The organism is Elizabethkingia sp. YR214, assembly GCF_003058195.1.
Lineage (GTDB): Bacteria > Bacteroidota > Bacteroidia > Flavobacteriales > Weeksellaceae > Elizabethkingia.
Genome location: NZ_QBUH01000003.1, coordinates 236,674 through 252,634, shown reverse-complemented (window position 1 = coordinate 252,634; position 15,961 = coordinate 236,674). Strand labels below are relative to the sequence as shown.

General features: G+C 37.3%; 20 protein-coding genes and 1 riboswitch. Of the genes, 16 read left to right on the top strand and 4 right to left on the bottom strand.

The window, feature by feature from the left end:
* Positions 1–17 precede the first annotated feature (17 nt).
* The 16 genes from C8J95_RS07330 to C8J95_RS07255 all read left to right on the top strand — a co-directional run bounded on the left by C8J95_RS07330 (position 18) and on the right by C8J95_RS07255 (position 9,770).
* Positions 18–416, top strand: a complete 399-nt coding sequence (locus C8J95_RS07330; protein ID WP_107807780.1) for an NUDIX domain-containing protein — start codon at positions 18–20, stop codon at positions 414–416.
* A gap of 15 nt (positions 417–431) precedes the next feature.
* Positions 432–614, top strand: coding sequence for a hypothetical protein (locus C8J95_RS07325; protein WP_107807779.1), 183 nt, complete (start codon positions 432–434; stop codon positions 612–614).
* 136 nt (positions 615–750) lie between these two features.
* Positions 751–1,197: a nuclear transport factor 2 family protein gene (locus C8J95_RS07320; protein WP_107807778.1), complete on the top strand. Its 447-nt coding sequence runs from the start codon at positions 751–753 to the stop codon at positions 1,195–1,197.
* A 10-nt stretch (positions 1,198–1,207) separates the two neighbouring features.
* Complete coding sequence (locus tag C8J95_RS07315; RefSeq protein WP_107807777.1) at positions 1,208–1,591, top strand: 5-carboxymethyl-2-hydroxymuconate Delta-isomerase; 384 nt, start codon at positions 1,208–1,210, stop codon at positions 1,589–1,591.
* A gap of 14 nt (positions 1,592–1,605) precedes the next feature.
* Entirely contained in the window at positions 1,606–2,163 is a 558-nt protein-coding gene (locus tag C8J95_RS07310) for a YdeI family protein (protein ID WP_107807776.1), read from the top strand.
* Between the two features lie 12 nt (positions 2,164–2,175).
* Positions 2,176–2,697, top strand: a complete 522-nt coding sequence (locus tag C8J95_RS07305; RefSeq protein ID WP_107807775.1) for a YdeI/OmpD-associated family protein — start codon at positions 2,176–2,178, stop codon at positions 2,695–2,697.
* Positions 2,698–2,699: 2 nt separating this feature from the next.
* Positions 2,700–3,200, top strand: coding sequence for a DinB family protein (locus C8J95_RS07300; RefSeq protein ID WP_107807774.1), 501 nt, complete (start codon positions 2,700–2,702; stop codon positions 3,198–3,200).
* Positions 3,201–3,228: 28 nt separating this feature from the next.
* Positions 3,229–4,269: a proline-specific peptidase family protein gene (locus C8J95_RS07295; protein ID WP_107807773.1), complete on the top strand. Its 1,041-nt coding sequence runs from the start codon at positions 3,229–3,231 to the stop codon at positions 4,267–4,269.
* Positions 4,270–4,349: 80 nt separating this feature from the next.
* A complete protein-coding gene (locus C8J95_RS07290) occupies positions 4,350–4,823 on the top strand; it encodes a GNAT family N-acetyltransferase (RefSeq protein ID WP_107807772.1) in 474 nt (157 codons plus the stop codon).
* A gap of 194 nt (positions 4,824–5,017) precedes the next feature.
* Positions 5,018–5,746, top strand: a complete 729-nt coding sequence (locus C8J95_RS07285; protein ID WP_107807771.1) for a hypothetical protein — start codon at positions 5,018–5,020, stop codon at positions 5,744–5,746.
* A 24-nt stretch (positions 5,747–5,770) separates the two neighbouring features.
* Positions 5,771–6,277 (top strand): hypothetical protein, encoded by a 507-nt coding sequence (locus tag C8J95_RS07280; RefSeq protein WP_107807770.1) that lies wholly within the window; start codon positions 5,771–5,773, stop codon positions 6,275–6,277.
* Positions 6,270–6,428, top strand: a complete 159-nt coding sequence (locus tag C8J95_RS07275; RefSeq protein WP_255412743.1) for a hypothetical protein — start codon at positions 6,270–6,272, stop codon at positions 6,426–6,428. Before C8J95_RS07280 ends, C8J95_RS07275 begins: the two co-directional genes overlap by 8 nt.
* A gap of 136 nt (positions 6,429–6,564) precedes the next feature.
* Positions 6,565–7,254 (top strand): hypothetical protein, encoded by a 690-nt coding sequence (locus tag C8J95_RS07270; protein ID WP_107807769.1) that lies wholly within the window; start codon positions 6,565–6,567, stop codon positions 7,252–7,254.
* A gap of 39 nt (positions 7,255–7,293) precedes the next feature.
* Positions 7,294–7,989, top strand: a complete 696-nt coding sequence (locus C8J95_RS07265; protein ID WP_107807768.1) for an aspartate/glutamate racemase family protein — start codon at positions 7,294–7,296, stop codon at positions 7,987–7,989.
* Between the two features lie 178 nt (positions 7,990–8,167).
* A riboswitch (FMN riboswitch) is annotated at positions 8,168–8,293 on the top strand.
* A 93-nt stretch (positions 8,294–8,386) separates the two neighbouring features.
* A complete protein-coding gene (gene ribB / locus C8J95_RS07260; RefSeq protein ID WP_059326123.1) occupies positions 8,387–9,037 on the top strand; it encodes a 3,4-dihydroxy-2-butanone-4-phosphate synthase in 651 nt (216 codons plus the stop codon).
* A 271-nt stretch (positions 9,038–9,308) separates the two neighbouring features.
* Positions 9,309–9,770, top strand: coding sequence for a lipocalin-like domain-containing protein (locus C8J95_RS07255; RefSeq protein ID WP_107807767.1), 462 nt, complete (start codon positions 9,309–9,311; stop codon positions 9,768–9,770).
* A gap of 71 nt (positions 9,771–9,841) precedes the next feature.
* Here the strand turns inward: C8J95_RS07255 and C8J95_RS07250 are convergent, their stop codons facing one another.
* The 4 genes from C8J95_RS07250 to C8J95_RS07235 all read right to left on the bottom strand — a co-directional run bounded on the left by C8J95_RS07250 (position 9,842) and on the right by C8J95_RS07235 (position 15,821).
* The gene (locus C8J95_RS07250) at positions 9,842–10,975 is read right to left on the bottom strand and encodes an efflux RND transporter periplasmic adaptor subunit (RefSeq protein WP_107807766.1); all 1,134 of its coding nucleotides are present in this window, start codon (positions 10,973–10,975) and stop codon (positions 9,842–9,844) included.
* Between the two features lie 2 nt (positions 10,976–10,977).
* On the bottom strand, positions 10,978–12,204 hold the full coding sequence (locus C8J95_RS19150; RefSeq protein ID WP_107807765.1) for a TolC family protein: 1,227 nt from the start codon (positions 12,202–12,204) through the stop codon (positions 10,978–10,980).
* Between the two features lie 5 nt (positions 12,205–12,209).
* Entirely contained in the window at positions 12,210–15,365 is a 3,156-nt protein-coding gene (locus tag C8J95_RS07240; protein WP_107807764.1) for an efflux RND transporter permease subunit, read from the bottom strand.
* Between the two features lie 66 nt (positions 15,366–15,431).
* Positions 15,432–15,821, bottom strand: a complete 390-nt coding sequence (locus tag C8J95_RS07235; protein ID WP_107807763.1) for a hypothetical protein — start codon at positions 15,819–15,821, stop codon at positions 15,432–15,434.
* Between the last annotated feature and the right edge of the window lie 140 nt (positions 15,822–15,961).

Here is a 15,961-nt window from a genome sequence, read left to right as displayed (position 1 = left end):
ACTATATCAATAGAAAAATGAAAATAATTGACAAACTTGCCTGGATAGAATTAAAAGAGAAATCTATTCTCTCTACCAAAAGCTTCGGAAAAGACAAATATTATCTTCCTGGCGGAAAAAGAGAAACCGGAGAAACTGACGAACAGGCACTGATCCGCGAAATAAATGAAGAACTGAGTGTAACAATAGATAACAAAACACTCAATTATATTGGTACTTTTGAAGCTCAGGCACATGGACATGAAGAAGGCACAATTGTGAAGATGACTTGCTACGCTGCTGAATATTCCGGAGAACTAAAAGTGAGCTCTGAAATTGAAGAAATGAAATGGCTGAAATATTCGGACAAAGACAAGATATCTGAAGTTGACAAATTAATTTTTGATAACCTGAAAGATAAAGGCTTACTGGATTAACATAATCTTCAACGTATGGAAAACAAAAAAACAACATCTATTATTTTTGCGATTATAGCCATTATTCTGGGTTTTACATTATATAAACAATTTGATTTTCAAACATTCAAATTTGAAAAACCGGCATTGGCGCCTATCTATGCTACAGTGTTTTTCGCCAGCATTTTCTTTCTGGTAAAAAACGCGAAGAAGAAATAACAACAATAATTGCTTTAACACAAAATCGCCTAAAATATATTTTACATTCTCTTTTTTTCATTAATTTTAGACAGAGGTTCAATCAGTTAACTTCAAATCATCAGATTACCTATACACCAAACCAATATTTAATGATATGAGATATTCTGTTATTTGTATTCTGTTCTTTTCTCTATTTGTTTCTGCGCAGACAAAACAAGATACACTTGCTATAAGACAAGCCGCTCTTGATTATATAGAATCGCAACATGCACCAAATCCCGCCAGAATGGAGCGTGCTTTACATCCCAGAATGGTAAAGCGTACTTTCTGGAAAAACAAAGCGACAGGTAAAGATTATGTCCGGGAAACCAATACAGAATCCATGGTATTGCTTGCGGAAAGCTATAACAAAAACGGTGATAAATTTCCGGCGTCTCCCCGAAAAGACATAAAACTACTCGATGTTTCCGAAAGAACAGCTTCCATTAAGCTTTTTGCAGATGAATGGATCGATTACATGCACCTTGTAAAACTCAATGGCACATGGAAAATAATCAATGTCCTGTGGCAGTACAATGATTCCAAAAGACAAACAAATTAATTAAAGTACCATGCCCAATTTTATTATAGACTGCTCACAAGATGTTATCCAGCAGGTTTCACCTGACGAGATTATGAATAGCGTTTATGAAGCAGCTGAAGAAACAGGTCTATTTGCGCCCAACGACATAAAAGTGAGAATACAACCTTTCCAGTATTATAAGCTGGCAGAGAGCAAGAAAGATTTTATCCACATTTTCGGATACATCATGGAAGGGCGGACTACAGAACAAAAGGCCGATCTTTCGAAACAAATTATTACAAAACTAGCCGTCTTACTTCCTGATATTTCCTTTCTGTCCATCAGCATCAACGATTTCGAGACCGCTACCTATTGCAACAAATCACTGATAAACCCAGAAAATACGAGTCATAACAGGCATTTTGAACTATAATATACTTACTAACAATGAAGCCTCAGTTTTTCAGTACACAATCCGATTTTAGAACTTGGTTAGAAGACAACCATCTGACAGAGGCAGAGCTTTTGGTAGGTTTTTATAAAGTGAACAGCAAAAAACCTTCTATGAGCTGGTCGGAGTCTGTTGATCAGGCACTTTGTTTCGGATGGATAGATGGTGTAAGAAAATCCGTGAATGAGGAAAGCTATACGATTCGTTTTACCCCCCGAAAAAAAGACAGTATCTGGAGTGCTATCAATATAAAAAAAGTTGAGGATCTTTCTGATCAGGGCTTGATGAAGGAAGCCGGCCTAAAAGCATTTAGTCTTCGTACCGAAAATAAATCCAGAATATATTCTCACGAGAAAGAACCTGTCCCCCTTCATCCCGATTTTGAAACACAATTTCGGAAAAATAAAATTGCCTGGGATTTTTTCACAACACAAGCTCCTTCTTATAAAAAAGTAATCATACACTGGATTATGAGTGCCAAACAGGAAAAAACACAGCTATCCCGTTTGGATAAGGTAATACAAGAAAGCGAACAGCAAAAAAGACTGAGATAATACAGACTACAAATGACACCAACAGAACAACATAACTTTACTGCCCAACTCGAAATTATCGGGATCAATCCTTTTGTATTTCTGCCTCCCCTTGTACTGGAAGCTATGCTAAAACATTCGGAAAAGTACAAAGGTAAAATTCCTATAAAAGGTACAGTAAACGATGTAGACTATATACAAACTCTGGTAAAATACAGTGGCGAATGGCGGCTGTACATCAATACGACCATGCTGAAAAATTCACCCAAAAGAATTGGTGAAATACTGGATATAAGCATAGAAGTCGATTATGAAGAAAGGAAAATTGAGGCACACCCTAAACTATTGTCAGCACTGAAAGAAAATCCGGAAGCACTGAATGTTTTCAATCAGCTCCGTCCTTCTTCCAGAAACGAAATTATAAAATACATCTCCTACCTGAAAACAGAGCAAAGCATTGACAACAATGTAGCTAAAGCCATCAACTTCCTTCTTGGAAAAGGACGCTTTGTAGGACGTGATAAGCCTGAACTAAAACTAACTAAAAATCCATAGTCATGAGCCTAAAAACCTTAATCTCAAAATCCGTTCAGTACAACAATTGGGTAGTTGATAAATATCTGGATTGGCTTTCTGCCAAATCTGATGAACAACTGAATCAGGAAACACCATCCAGTTTTCCTACTATTCTGAAGACATTGCATCACATATGGCAAACGCAGGAATATTGGTGGAGCCATATCTCTGAAAAAAACGAATTCGACTTTGCGGCTACCGCAGCACTATCCAGAAGAGAAGAAATATTCAGTGCTATCAGGAATAACTCGCAAAAGCTGGCAGATTATGTTGATGGCCTTACAGAAGAAGATCTGGCGAAAAATGTAAAAATCGAATCTCAGTGGTTTCAGTGCGATTTTTCTAAATACGAATATATACAACATGTTATTATCCACGGAACCTACCACCGCGGACAAATTGTAACAATGGGGCGTTGCATAGGCATAACCGATGCACCAATGACAGACTACAACTTCTGGAATATTTATAAAGACCAGTAAAACACACCATCCAATCACTCTTTTTAAAATGAAAAATAACATACGAATTTTTATCTTGCTACTAAGCATTGCAATGTTTATAGCATCCTGCAAGCAAAAAGAATCAGCGCCTACCGTTGTTTCCACTGCCGATTATTTTAATTATAAAGATTCTGTAGAAGCCGGCGGCGTAAAGATGATTCCGATTACCACTCCTGTTGGTAACTTTAAAGTCTGGACCAAACGCTTCGGAACGAATCCTAAAATAAAAGTTTTGTTATTGCATGGCGGTCCGGCGATGACTCATGAATACATGGAATGCTTCGAGACTTTCTTTCAGCGGGAAGGTTTCGAGTTTTACGAATACGATCAACTGGGCTCTTATTACAGCGATCAGCCTACAGACAACAGCCTGTGGAATATCGACCGTTTTGTAGATGAAGTTGAACAGGTACGTAAAGCTATTAATGCAGATAAAGACAATTTCTATGTTCTGGGGAATTCCTGGGGTGGAATTCTGGCTATGGAATATGCCTTGAAATATCAGAAAAACCTAAAAGGATTGCTCGTATCCAATATGATGGCCAGTGCACCGGAATATGTGAAATATGCCGAGGTTTTAGCTAAACAAATGAAACCTGAAGTACTGGCAGAAGTTCGTGCCATTGAAGCTAAAAAAGACTACGCCAATCCACGCTATACAGAATTACTGTTTCCCAATTATTATGCGCAACACATCTGCCGGCTTCCGGAATGGCCGGATGCTTTGAACCGTTCCCTGAAACATGTGAACAGTACTGTATATACCCTTATGCAGGGACCTAGCGAACTTGGGATGAGCACTGACGCAAGATTGGCTAAATGGGATATTAAAAACAGGCTTCATGAAATTGCAACACCAACGTTAATGATTGGCGCTAAGTACGACACAATGGATCCTAAAGCCATGGAAGAACAAAGTAAACTGGTACAAAAAGGAAGCTATCTGTATTGTCCTAATGGCAGTCACCTTGCCATGTGGGATGATCAGAAAGTATTTATGACTGGGGTTATTAAGTTTATTAAAGATGTCGATTCCGGAAAATTATAACAAACACTAACCATGTTAATAGATTAACAAGCCAGAATTGGCATAAAATTGACTATTGTAGATGAACAAAAAATAAAAGAATGGAAGTCTTCATCAGACATCAGGATAAAAACAAAAGAAAAGAAGAAGCTGTTAATTTCTTTATAGAACACAGAACGAACAGCTATATTTCGCACTCCGAAATTATGTCCGGGAGGGCCACGTCTGCGACGGAGTGGAGTGAAAACTTTGCTGAAATACTTTCTGCTGAACTGGATGAGGATGACTGTAATCTGATTACTATAGAAGATATCCACAACAAAATTATCGGGATTGCCATTCTCCGGATTTACAGGAAATACCTTATTATAGAAGATATGATTGTAGATGGCAGCCTGCGCGGAATGTCCTTGGGAAAAAAGCTTATGGATTTTATTCACAATTTCGCAGTCGAGCAAAAAGTCAAAGCGCTGTTTCTGGAAAGTGGAATTACCAATGATAAAGCCCATTCGTTTTTTGAGAAAAACGGTTTCGAGAAAGTCTCCGTTACTTATATTAAAACATTATCCGAATAACTAGACTTTATATATAGTTTTTTAAAGATATCTTTTCTAAATTATTTTAATCTCTAAATGGTTTAATTTATCATTTAGAGATTGAGATAATTAAACATTATACTAACTCTACAATTATAATTTTAACGATTAAATTTGTAACATTTTTCATTGGCAATCAACTGATTATGATACAACTATTAAATTGTATCAACATGAAATCAATCAGATTTTTTATTCCCGCAATTCTGCTATTTTTCTCAGCATCAGTTTTAAATGCACAGGAGAAAACTCAGTCCCCAAAGCACAATGATGTAAATTCCGCTCTGATTAAAAATGAAGAAACAGAAATGAACTGGTACGCCGTAAAGGATACCACGAAAATTGAAATCGGAAAAGTGATTACCAAAATATCGCGTGCATCCAACGAAGTCAACATTACAACTACAGTAAAGATGAAAGGAGCTCCATCTGACTGGACAGACGAAACTTCGGCAAAATTACCGAGCCTTGCTCCTGTAAAACATTCATCCTTTAATATGCAGCGGGATATGGTACTGAATTTTGACAAAGAAGTAACTGGCTATTATCTGGATAAAGCTTCCAACAAAAAAACAGAGATTAATGAGAAAACCCCAGAGGACTTTTTCGACAGTAATATTTATCCACAATTGATTCGTTGGCTTCCACTGAAAGAAAACTATAAAATCAATATTGCCATTTACGACTACAATCCTAAAAAAAGTGGTGTATTAAAAGTCAATATTCAGAGTACAGAAAAAGGGATGTATAAAAATACACCTGTATGGATTGTAAAGACAACAGATGGCATTACCGATCATAAAGCTATTACTACTTTTTATATTGATACCAAAACGCGCCAGCTCCTGAAACAGGAAATGGATATGGGACCAAGAAAAATGCTGATGGAAAAGGTAAATTAATATATTTGTACAAAACCCAATTGTATGAATTTAGCCATATCAAGTATTGAATTTATTTTAAACAACACCATACCTGAGCCTGAGGATAAAGCTATTATTCACAACAAACTGTCAAGAAAAAACAGAATAAAACTTAATAAAAGCCAATATGAAGAAACAAAAATTTATTGGTGCTTATTAGAGTATGTTGGATTAAAAGAGGACGATGGGTTTGACTGGGTATATAAGGCTTCCTCAACGGAATTAAATAATGGATTATCTGCAGAGATATTCCAACAAATTATAAATTCAGATTCTTTCTTTTCAAATTATATTATAAAAGACAATGATCTGTTAACCATTAGCTTGGAATATATTCACCCAATAAAGTATAATAAAACAAGGCCTTATATTGGAAATCATTTGTCTTTTATTTTTAATAAAGTATGGAAAATTAATAGTGGCTATAATCATATTTCTAATATGTATAGAAAATTACAAGAAGGAGAAGTTGTTGTACATTATTCAGAGTACAGAAAAAGGGATGTATAAAAATACACCTGTATGGATTGTAAAGACAACAGATGGCATTACCGATCATAATGCCATTACTACCTTTTATATTGATACTAAAACGCGTCAGCTTCTGAAACAGGAAATGGATATGAGACCAAGAAAAATGCTGATGGAAAGAGTAAAATAAAACAAACAGACATAAAGTTCAAAATAAGCAGAGTTTAGTTAACTCTGCTTTTATTTTTTCACAATTTCATGATATAATTCTTTTTCATTAGTTTCGTAAAATATAAACAGACTAACACCATTTTTCAAGCACCATTATGAACGAAAATTTAAAAATTATCTCAACTATTACCAGAAAATCCTTGTGGGCCTGGATAAAAGTTATTCTAATCGGAAGCATATTTGTGCTGGCTGATCTTATTATCGGATTTTATTTAATTATCAGTAGTCCGCAAAGCGGTATGGCCGCCGGCCATGTTAACGGTCCCGCAGCTATACTGGTATTTTTCATGATCATCATTAATTACTTTGTCACTAACTTCTTCCCGACACTCCTTATCCTAATTGGCTTTTTAAAGATTCCTCTATTTATTGTTCTGGCCAATAAACAGGCGATGAGCAGTGCAATGTATAATGCTTATAATTATAAGCTTACAGATTATATAGAACCTAAAGTACAATTGCTGATTAATAAAATCATTGCCAAACAGCCGAACTTTGTAAAACAAATTCCGAATTGGAAAATCTTCCGTGTAAAACTGATACAGGAAAACAAACAAGACAGCACTACATCCTGGTTTTTCAGAAAAATAACAGGATACTGCCTGAAAAAAGTAAAAATGGACGATGTTAATTTCTCGGATCCCAATCTTAATTATGCCGAGGTTATTTCCTCCAAACTAAAACAGTTTGTACAGGAATCATTGGAACCTTCCATGCTTCTGGTATGGATTGCCTGTGGAATAGATCTTTTATTGATTATATTAGCCATTATATTCAGATCTTAAAAAATTTAGCAGGATTTTCCGCTCTAAAAAATTACAACAATGAACGATAAGATAATAGGAATTCTGGCCGGAATGGGTCCCAGATCTACAGCGCCATTTATTGACCAGGTCATAGACGAATGCCAGAGTCAATATAATGCCAGCCTGGATGAAGAGTTTCCTAAAATGATGATATATTCACTCCCTACTCCATTTTATATTGATCGCCCGATTGATCATGAGCTAATGAAGAAAACGATTGCAGAAGGTTTGAAAAAACTGGAAAGCACGGATGTACAGTTTATTGCTATGCCTTGTAATTCCGCACATATATACATAGAGGATTTAGTAAAGTCTATCAATATTCCGTTACTAAACATTGTTGAAGAAACACTTAATCAGCTACCTGCCGATAAATTAAGAATTTCGTTATTTGCTACAACCACAACTTTTAACTCTCAGATTTATCAGAAAGGAATAGCCGAGAAAGGACATCAATTTGTTTTTAGAGAGCAATGGCAGAATCAGCTAAACGAACTTATCAAAAATATAAAAGCGCAGAAGGATAATCCTCTCAACCATGAACTCTGGAACAAGATTCTGAAAGAAGCAGAGCAGGATACAGATTATATTATTATTGCTTGTACGGATCTGAATGCCGTAACGGATAGAATAAATACGTCAGTAAAAATTATAGATTCTTCACAATGTCTGGCTCATGCAGTTGTGAAAAAATATCTGGATCAAACTCCATAAAATACTGAACATACCATGTTTCCGGTCATGCGATTTTAAACATGTATCATAATTGATAAATAAAATCAGAATACTATTTCCGGATTGGAAAATCTTTCGGAAATTAGCGGCCTGTACGTTAAATAGTAATCAGTGAAATAAAAAATTTAATTAAAACATACAGTAAAACTTAAGTATAAGTTTTCTTCGGGGCAGGGTGCAATTCCCTACCGGCGGTTACAGTCCGCGACTCCTTTTATTTTAAAGGACTGATTTGGTGAAATTCCAAAACCGACAGTTAAAGTCTGGATGAGAGAAGAAAATGGAACAATCGATAAGGCTATTCTTAATAGACTTATTGTATTGTATTTCATTTCCATGTACCGAAGACCTATTTTAACTTTTAAAAGTAAAATACATGGAAAAATTATTAGAAAAATTCGGAGTAAGCTCCAGAGAACGTGTAGAAAATGCACTTCTAAAACTACAACAAGGCAAAGGTATTCTATTAGTAGATGATGAAAACCGTGAAAACGAAGGTGACATCATCTTCCCTGCCTCTACTATCACAGAAAAAGACATGGCACTCCTGATCCGCGAATGCAGCGGAATCGTTTGTTTGTGTATTTCCGAAGAGAAAAGTAAACACCTGAACCTTCGTCCGATGGTAGAAACCAACAACAGCAAAAACCAAACAGCATTTACCATTACGATTGAAGCCAAAGAAGGCGTTGAATCAGGTGTATCTGCGAAAGATCGTGTAACTACCATTAGAACAGCTGTAGCAGAAAATGCACAGGCGGAACATATTGCAAGCCCGGGACACGTATTCCCGCTTATTGCCAGAAAAGATGGTGTATTCGAAAGACGTGGACATACTGAAGGAAGTGTAGATCTTGTAAAACTAGCCAACCTTGGTGAAGATGCTGTACTTTGTGAATTGACCAACGAAGACGGCTCTATGGCAAGACTTCCGGAGATTGTAGATTTTGCGATCCAAAGAGAAATGACCGTGGTAACTATTGAGGATATTTACACGTACCGTAAAGATCTGATCAGCCAGAATTAATCTTAGCTCGCATCACTATTTGCAAATAGTAATGAATATGTAACTTCGGATGAGATTCTGAAAGAGTTTTGTATTTAGAAGTAGATTCATAACATTTAAATGTAAAGCGAGTTAATCAAAACATATTATTTTAACGTACAGAAAAGTCCGTTGTGAAAATTCACAACGGACTTTTCATATAACACATATTCCAATCATTTTTTAATTATATTTGAATATATTAACATTATTACAAACATTAATATATTTATTCGATACAAAATATTATTTTATGAAAAACTACTTTACCATGATTTCTGCCGGATTGCTTTTATGTGTATTTTCTTGTCAGCAAAAAGAATCAACAACCAAAGGCAATGTATTAGACGGTACTTACCGGCTTGTGGGCTCTGAAACAGTAAAAGGTACGGATACTATTCGCACGACTATAGATCCTGCAAAAACAGAGATGATCAAGATGTTTAACAACAGTCATTTTGCATTCCTGAACCACGACAAATCAAAAGGAAAAGACAGTCTGAAATCATTCTCCAGCGGTGCCGGAACTTACCAGCTAAAAGGAAAAGAATACACCGAAAATCTGGAATACTGCAGCTACAGAGAATGGGAAGGAAGACAATTTCATTTCACATTGGAAAAACGTGCCGACACACTAATCCAGACAGGCGAGGAAGACATTCCGGAACTGGGTATAAAACAAAAAATAAAAGAGATTTACGTAAAAGTGAAATAACTCCTATTTACTCAACCACACAAAAATGGGCGGAAATATTTCCGCCCATTTTTATTATAAGTTTTTATGTATTACTCTTCGTCTTCTACATTCTTCAGTGCCATCAGAAGATTATAAGCACCCTTTGTCACCCACTTCTTAGAAGCCTGCTCAGAGGTCAATCCTGTAATCTCCGTAAAGCCATGTTCGGAATTACCTATTTTTACAGGAACCATTTTATATGTTTTAGGCTTTACTTCTTCAAAGATATACTGCTTACCATCGAATGCCACTACTCCACCATCCGGAATCGCCAGAGAAGCACGGCTATTCGTTTCGATTTCTGCATTCATAAAAGTACCAGGCAGCAAATGTGGTTCATAATTCTGGAAATGACAATGAATCAGTACACTTCTGTCAGCAGCAAAATCTTTACTGATCAGTACAATACGCGCCGTAAATTTCTTTTCAGGATTCTGATTGGTGTATGCAATCACCTGCTGATCCATAGATATCTTATCCAGATCTTTTTCAAAAACCTTTAGCACTAAGTGGATATCACTTGTATTAACGATTTCGAATAGTTTATCTACAGGTGACACATATTGTCCGATGTTAGCATTCACCGAAGAAATATAACCATCGATAGGCGAAACTACAGAGGTTACCCTTTTTATATTATTTGCTGTCAATGCTTCCGGAATAATGCCTGCAATCCTTAGCTTTTCTCCCAACGCCCGCATATTAATCATATGATTGTTGCGCTGATTAAGTGCCTGCTGCATTACCTTATCACTACTGGCCTGACTCTGATTCAGATCACGCTGACGCAGGTAATCTTTCTGCGAATATTCCAGATTGGATTTTGCCAACAGGTAATCCTGCTGTATCTGTACCAGCTCAGGATTTTCGATTGTAGCCAGTACCTGGCCTTTACCAATATGCTCACCAGGCATCCATTTAGTATATTTAATATAGCCCCCAAACGGTGCACTAACACTGGCAACGGACTGAGGTGGAATATCTATAGAACCTGTAACGGCGATACCGGAAGCCGTTTCTTTTCCCTCCAATGCTCCGGTTTCTATTCCTGCATTTTTATATTGTTTATCGTTTAATGTAACCTGATTTTCTGTGGTATGCGCTGCCTTTTTCTCTACGGGAGCTTCCTTAGAACATGAAGAAATAGCAAATGCAGTAAGTATAATTAAAAATAACTTGTTCATGATTAGTCAATTTTTGTTTGTTGAAGAGCATTCATTTCGGTAACGGCATCGTTAAGTTTTTTTACACTGTCGATACTTCTGTTTCGGATATCCAGTGCCTGATTTACCAATAATACATAATCCAAATAATTAATCTCTCCGTTATAGAATTGCAGATTTGCCGTTTTCAGAATAGTCTCCGCATTTTTAAGTCCGTCGTTTTGAAAGTAATCTGTCTCTTTCAGTGCATTCTGATACTGGATTGTATACTGCTTATACTGCATATTCAGACTATTCAAAGCCAGCTGATAATTGTTCTCAGCTATTTTTTCATTCACCCGTTGAGCTTCTATTGCCAGTTTTTGTGCTTTGTTGAATAACGGAATCCCTACACCTATTACCGCTGAATGAAATCTTTTGCTGCTATCGTTGTAACTGCCATTTTCCTGATTTCCGATCATGGATGTATTATTGTATCCCAGATTTATACTTGGAGACAATCTGGCTTTAGCTTCCAATGTTCGGGCCTTCTGTATTTCCTGCTCCTGCTTTAGGGTTTCTACATAAGGATTTTCTTCCGGATTTTGCAGCTGAGAAAACAAAGCATTTTGCAAAGAGAAGGGCTGTTTTTCATTCGTATAACTATCGCCATCGTTGATCAGAAAGTTTAGCTTCTCCAATGTTATAGCTTTATCTTTCTCTATTGCCAGCAATTGGAAATGAGACTGAGATTTATAATTCTCTGCGGTAGATTTCTCTAGAATGTTACTCTCTCCTTTTCTTAGCCTCAATGCGGCTTTATCATAATACACATCATAAAGGCTATCCGCTTTCTTGATCAATGCATACTTTGCATCCAGATAATTCAGTTCGTTAAAGATAAGGGTAAGCTCCCGCTTTAACTGCCATTTCTGAAGAGAAAGATTCAGCATGCTCTGCTTCCATTCTTCAGTGAAAACTTGTTTCTGCTTCTGGTAGAATCCCGGAAAACGGAAATTTTGCGACACTGAAAATTTATGATCTGTTTTATCTGTATTAAACTGACCAAACTCTGCACTTACATTCAGCGGATCCAGATTAAAGGCCGATTGTTTCAGTATCTTTTGTGCATCTATTTTCAATGCTCCCCCTTTCAGGTTCAGATTATTATCCAGTATTTTCTGATAGGCTTCTTCCAGGGTAACTGATTGTTGTGCTTTAACACCCAGAAAAGTAAGAAAGAGCGCTATAATAATGCTTAACTTTTGCATGTTAATTATATCTTATGTTCCGTTTCCGAAACTGTTTTTATTTTATTGAATGATCTTTTTTCGAAGAATATATAGAGTATCGGCAATACATACAGCGTAAGGAATGTTGCCAGTATTAGCCCTCCGATTACTACTGTAGCCAATGGCCGCTGCACCTCAGCTCCTTCACCGTTACTTAGTGCCATTGGCAGGAAACCTAATGAAGCAACAGTTGCTGTCATCAATACCGGACGCAATCTGTTTTTACCACCTATAAGAACAACATCTTTAAGGCTTTCATGCTGGGTTTTCTGGCGGTTGAATTCCGCAATCAGTACAATTCCATTGAGTACGGCCACTCCAAAAAGGGCAATAAAGCCTATACCTGCAGATATACTGAAATCCATACCGCGCAGCCATAAAGCAAATACGCCACCTACTGCCGAAAGCGGGATTGCTGTAAAAATAATCAGCCCATACTTTACAGAACGGAAAGCAAAATACAGCATAAGTAGTATCAATAATAGTGATACAGGTACTGCAATTCCCAATCTGGCCTTTGCTTCCTGAAGATTTTCGAAATTACCGCCGTAGGTAACTGAATAACCTGCCGGAAGTTTTAAATCTTTATTTACCCTGCTTTGCAGATCATTTACAGTAGACTGAATATCGCGGTTACGGACGTTGAAACCAACGATAATACGTCGTGCTGCGTTTTCCCGCTGAATCTGGTTTACACTTTCTTTAATATTCACATCTGCCACACTCTTTAGCGGAATATCTGTTCCGGATGAAGTTGTAATCAACAGGTTTTGTACGTCTTCCAGCTTTCTGCGCTCTTCACTATCCATACGTACTACCATATCGAATTTCTTCTCACCTTCGAATACCGCCCCGGTTACCTTTCCGGCAAAAGCAGCATTCACCAGATTGTTCACATCCGATACATTCAGTCCATATTGGGCTAGGGCACTTCTGTTATAATTCACCACAATCTGTGAAAGTCCCGAAACAGGTTCTACATAGATATTCTGGGCGCCATTTACTTTATTTACGACTGCTGCAAGCTTCTCGGAATAAACCTTTAGTGTATCCAGATTTTCCCCGAATATCTTACATACCACATCCTGGCGGGCTCCGGTCATTAGTTCATTAAACCTCATCGCAACAGGATACTGGAAAGAGTAAGTGACACCAACCATGTTTTTTTGCAGTTCTTTCTGCATTTTCTCGGCCAGATCATTATAGTTATCTGCAGATGTCCATTCTTTTCTGTCTTTCAGGATTACCATCATGTCGCTGGCATCCAGTGGCATTGGGTCCGTCGGAATCTCGCTACTTCCGGTTTTCCCTACAATCTTTTTAATCTCCGGAAACTTATTCATCAGTACCTGCTGACTCTTTAAAACAACCTCTGTAGAAGTTTTCAGGCTGCTTCCGGGAAGGATTCTTGTTTCTACGGCAAAGTCTCCCTCCGGAAGGCTGGGAATAAATTCTCCGCCTAATCTCGATAATATAAATACAGCCAGGGCAAAAAGCACCAATACAACTGCCATTACTATTTTTGAGGACTTTAGGACTTTAGCAAGACTTCTGTCATAGAAGCTTACCAGTTTTTCTATCATTCTGTCAGAGAATGTTGGTTTTGTTTGTATTTTTTTAGAAAGAAATACAGAGCTCATCATCGGGATATAAGTAAGCGACAAAATAAAAGCACCTACCAAGGCAAAAGCTACTGTTTGCGCCATAGGCTTGAACATTTTACCTTCAATTCCCTGAAGCGATAATATTGGCAGATATACGATAAGGATAATAACCTGCCCAAATACCGCAGAGTTCATCATTTTTCCTGCAGAAGTTTTCACTTCTTTATTCATTTGCTCACCGGAAATCTTATCGCCTTCTTTTCCTTTAATGGAATGCAGCCTATGCAATACAGCTTCCACAATAATAACGGCTCCGTCTACAATAAGCCCAAAGTCCAGAGCCCCGAGACTCATCAGGTTTCCGCTCACCCCGAAAATATTCATCATGATAATAGCAAAAAGCATTGCCAACGGGATAACAGAAGCAACGATAAATCCTGCACGGAAATTTCCTAAAAACAACACCAGTACAAAAACGACAATCAGTGCACCTTCAATCAGGTTTTTAGAAACTGTTCCAATAGCATTATCTACCATTTTGGTTCTGTCCAGAAAGGCTTCTACTTTCACGCCTTCTGGCAGTGTTTTCTGGATTTCTTCTACTCTGGTTTTTATCTTATCGATAACCTGGTTAGAATTCCCACCCTTCATCATCATCACAACAGCTCCGGCTACTTCTCCTTCGCCGTTATAAGTCATAGCACCATATTTTATGGCTTTACCCAGTTTTACTTCGGCAATATTTTTCACCAATATCGGCGTTCCATCGGGCAGGTTTCTGACAACAATATTCTCTATATCGGAAATATTCTTTGCCAGTCCCTCCGTTCTTATAAACAAAGCATTTGGACCTTTCTCTATATAGGCACCGCCAGCATTCTGGTTATTGTTCTCTACTGCAGTAAAAAGCTGTTGCATAGTTACACCGACAGCCTTTAGTTGTGCCGGTTTTATTGCAATTTCATATTGCTTCAGATCGCCACCAAAGCTGGCAACATCTGCTACGCCATCTACACCCAGGAGTTGTCTTCTTACGATCCAGTCCTGGATTGTACGAAGTTCCATTGCCGAATAACGGTGTTCATATCCTTTTTTAGGACGTACAACATACTGATAAATTTCTCCTAAACCTGTGGTTATAGGTGCCATTGCCGGCACTCCAATTTCTTTTGGTATATCCTGCGAAACCTGTTGAAGCCGCTCTGCAACCTGCTGACGTGCAAGGTATACATTGGTTTCTTCGTTGAAAACAATAGTAATTACGGAAAGTCCGAAACGGGAAAAACTACGAATTTGTTTTACACCTACAATGTTTCGGCAAACCTGTTCGATTGGAAAAGTAATAAACCTTTCCACATCCGGTGCCCCCAATGACGGGGACGTTGTAATAATCTGTACCTGGTTGTCTGTAATATCCGGCACAGCATCTATAGGAAGCTTACGAAGTTCTATAACTCCGTATATGACTAATGCCAAGGTCATAAGACCAATAATGAGTTTGTTTTTTATAGAAAACTCAATGATTTTATTTAGCATAAAAATCTAATTTTTAAACGTTGAAAATTCATTCCCCGTATGCGGGAATGCTATGTACATTAAAAATTAGGCTACCTTAGGCGGCTGAAAAATAGAAAATAGCGGTGAAGGGATTTCACCTATAGTATAAAAAAAGTTTCTTGTTTTGCCTTCTTCAAAGCTTGGCGCTTTAATATCCAGATTAAAGGCTTTTGGTATATCCTGAATAATAACCGAAGTTACCAGATAAAAGTCATGTTTTTTGAAAGGCAGCTTCATATTGGTTTCATAATCCGGAGCATCGGGATCACCATTGAAATAGTGAAGCTTGATAAAACCAAATAAAGTAAGCTTAGGATTTGCCTCGGAATGCTCTTTAAAGTGCTCGATAAAAATAGGCAGTTTTATAACCTGACTCAATTCTGTGGAAGAAAAAAGATAGAAAACCAGTAATATGATTGCAAAATACTTTCTCATCACCTCTCAGGTTACGGTGCAAAAATATTCCAATTTTTGGAAAGAAAAAAATCAAAGTGATGATTTATAATGAGTCCAGCTCCAATTTAGAGACCAATTCCAACCTTTTACCATATTAGTTCGTCATATATGGATAAAAG

Excerpts from the sequence above, each read along its gene's own strand:
- C8J95_RS07275 (WP_255412743.1), top strand. The coding sequence starts at position 6,270 with ATGTATAAAAATACACCTGTATGGATTGTAAAGACAACAGATGGCATT.
- C8J95_RS07290 (WP_107807772.1), top strand. The coding sequence starts at position 4,350 with ATGGAAGTCTTCATCAGACATCAGGATAAAAACAAAAGAAAAGAAGAA.
- C8J95_RS07325 (WP_107807779.1), top strand. The coding sequence starts at position 432 with ATGGAAAACAAAAAAACAACATCTATTATTTTTGCGATTATAGCCATT.
- ribB (WP_059326123.1), top strand. The coding sequence starts at position 8,387 with ATGGAAAAATTATTAGAAAAATTCGGAGTAAGCTCCAGAGAACGTGTA.
- C8J95_RS07310 (WP_107807776.1), top strand. The coding sequence starts at position 1,606 with ATGAAGCCTCAGTTTTTCAGTACACAATCCGATTTTAGAACTTGGTTA.
- C8J95_RS07285 (WP_107807771.1), top strand. The coding sequence starts at position 5,018 with ATGAAATCAATCAGATTTTTTATTCCCGCAATTCTGCTATTTTTCTCA.
- C8J95_RS07235 (WP_107807763.1), bottom strand. The coding sequence starts at position 15,821 with ATGAGAAAGTATTTTGCAATCATATTACTGGTTTTCTATCTTTTTTCT.
- C8J95_RS07250 (WP_107807766.1), bottom strand. The coding sequence starts at position 10,975 with ATGAACAAGTTATTTTTAATTATACTTACTGCATTTGCTATTTCTTCA.
- C8J95_RS07305 (WP_107807775.1), top strand. The coding sequence starts at position 2,176 with ATGACACCAACAGAACAACATAACTTTACTGCCCAACTCGAAATTATC.
- C8J95_RS07315 (WP_107807777.1), top strand. The coding sequence starts at position 1,208 with ATGCCCAATTTTATTATAGACTGCTCACAAGATGTTATCCAGCAGGTT.
- C8J95_RS07300 (WP_107807774.1), top strand. The coding sequence starts at position 2,700 with ATGAGCCTAAAAACCTTAATCTCAAAATCCGTTCAGTACAACAATTGG.
- C8J95_RS07255 (WP_107807767.1), top strand. The coding sequence starts at position 9,309 with ATGAAAAACTACTTTACCATGATTTCTGCCGGATTGCTTTTATGTGTA.
- C8J95_RS07265 (WP_107807768.1), top strand. The coding sequence starts at position 7,294 with ATGAACGATAAGATAATAGGAATTCTGGCCGGAATGGGTCCCAGATCT.
- C8J95_RS07320 (WP_107807778.1), top strand. The coding sequence starts at position 751 with ATGAGATATTCTGTTATTTGTATTCTGTTCTTTTCTCTATTTGTTTCT.
- C8J95_RS07295 (WP_107807773.1), top strand. The coding sequence starts at position 3,229 with ATGAAAAATAACATACGAATTTTTATCTTGCTACTAAGCATTGCAATG.
- C8J95_RS07330 (WP_107807780.1), top strand. The coding sequence starts at position 18 with ATGAAAATAATTGACAAACTTGCCTGGATAGAATTAAAAGAGAAATCT.
- C8J95_RS07240 (WP_107807764.1), bottom strand. The coding sequence starts at position 15,365 with ATGCTAAATAAAATCATTGAGTTTTCTATAAAAAACAAACTCATTATT.
- C8J95_RS07270 (WP_107807769.1), top strand. The coding sequence starts at position 6,565 with ATGAACGAAAATTTAAAAATTATCTCAACTATTACCAGAAAATCCTTG.
- C8J95_RS19150 (WP_107807765.1), bottom strand. The coding sequence starts at position 12,204 with ATGCAAAAGTTAAGCATTATTATAGCGCTCTTTCTTACTTTTCTGGGT.
- C8J95_RS07280 (WP_107807770.1), top strand. The coding sequence starts at position 5,771 with ATGAATTTAGCCATATCAAGTATTGAATTTATTTTAAACAACACCATA.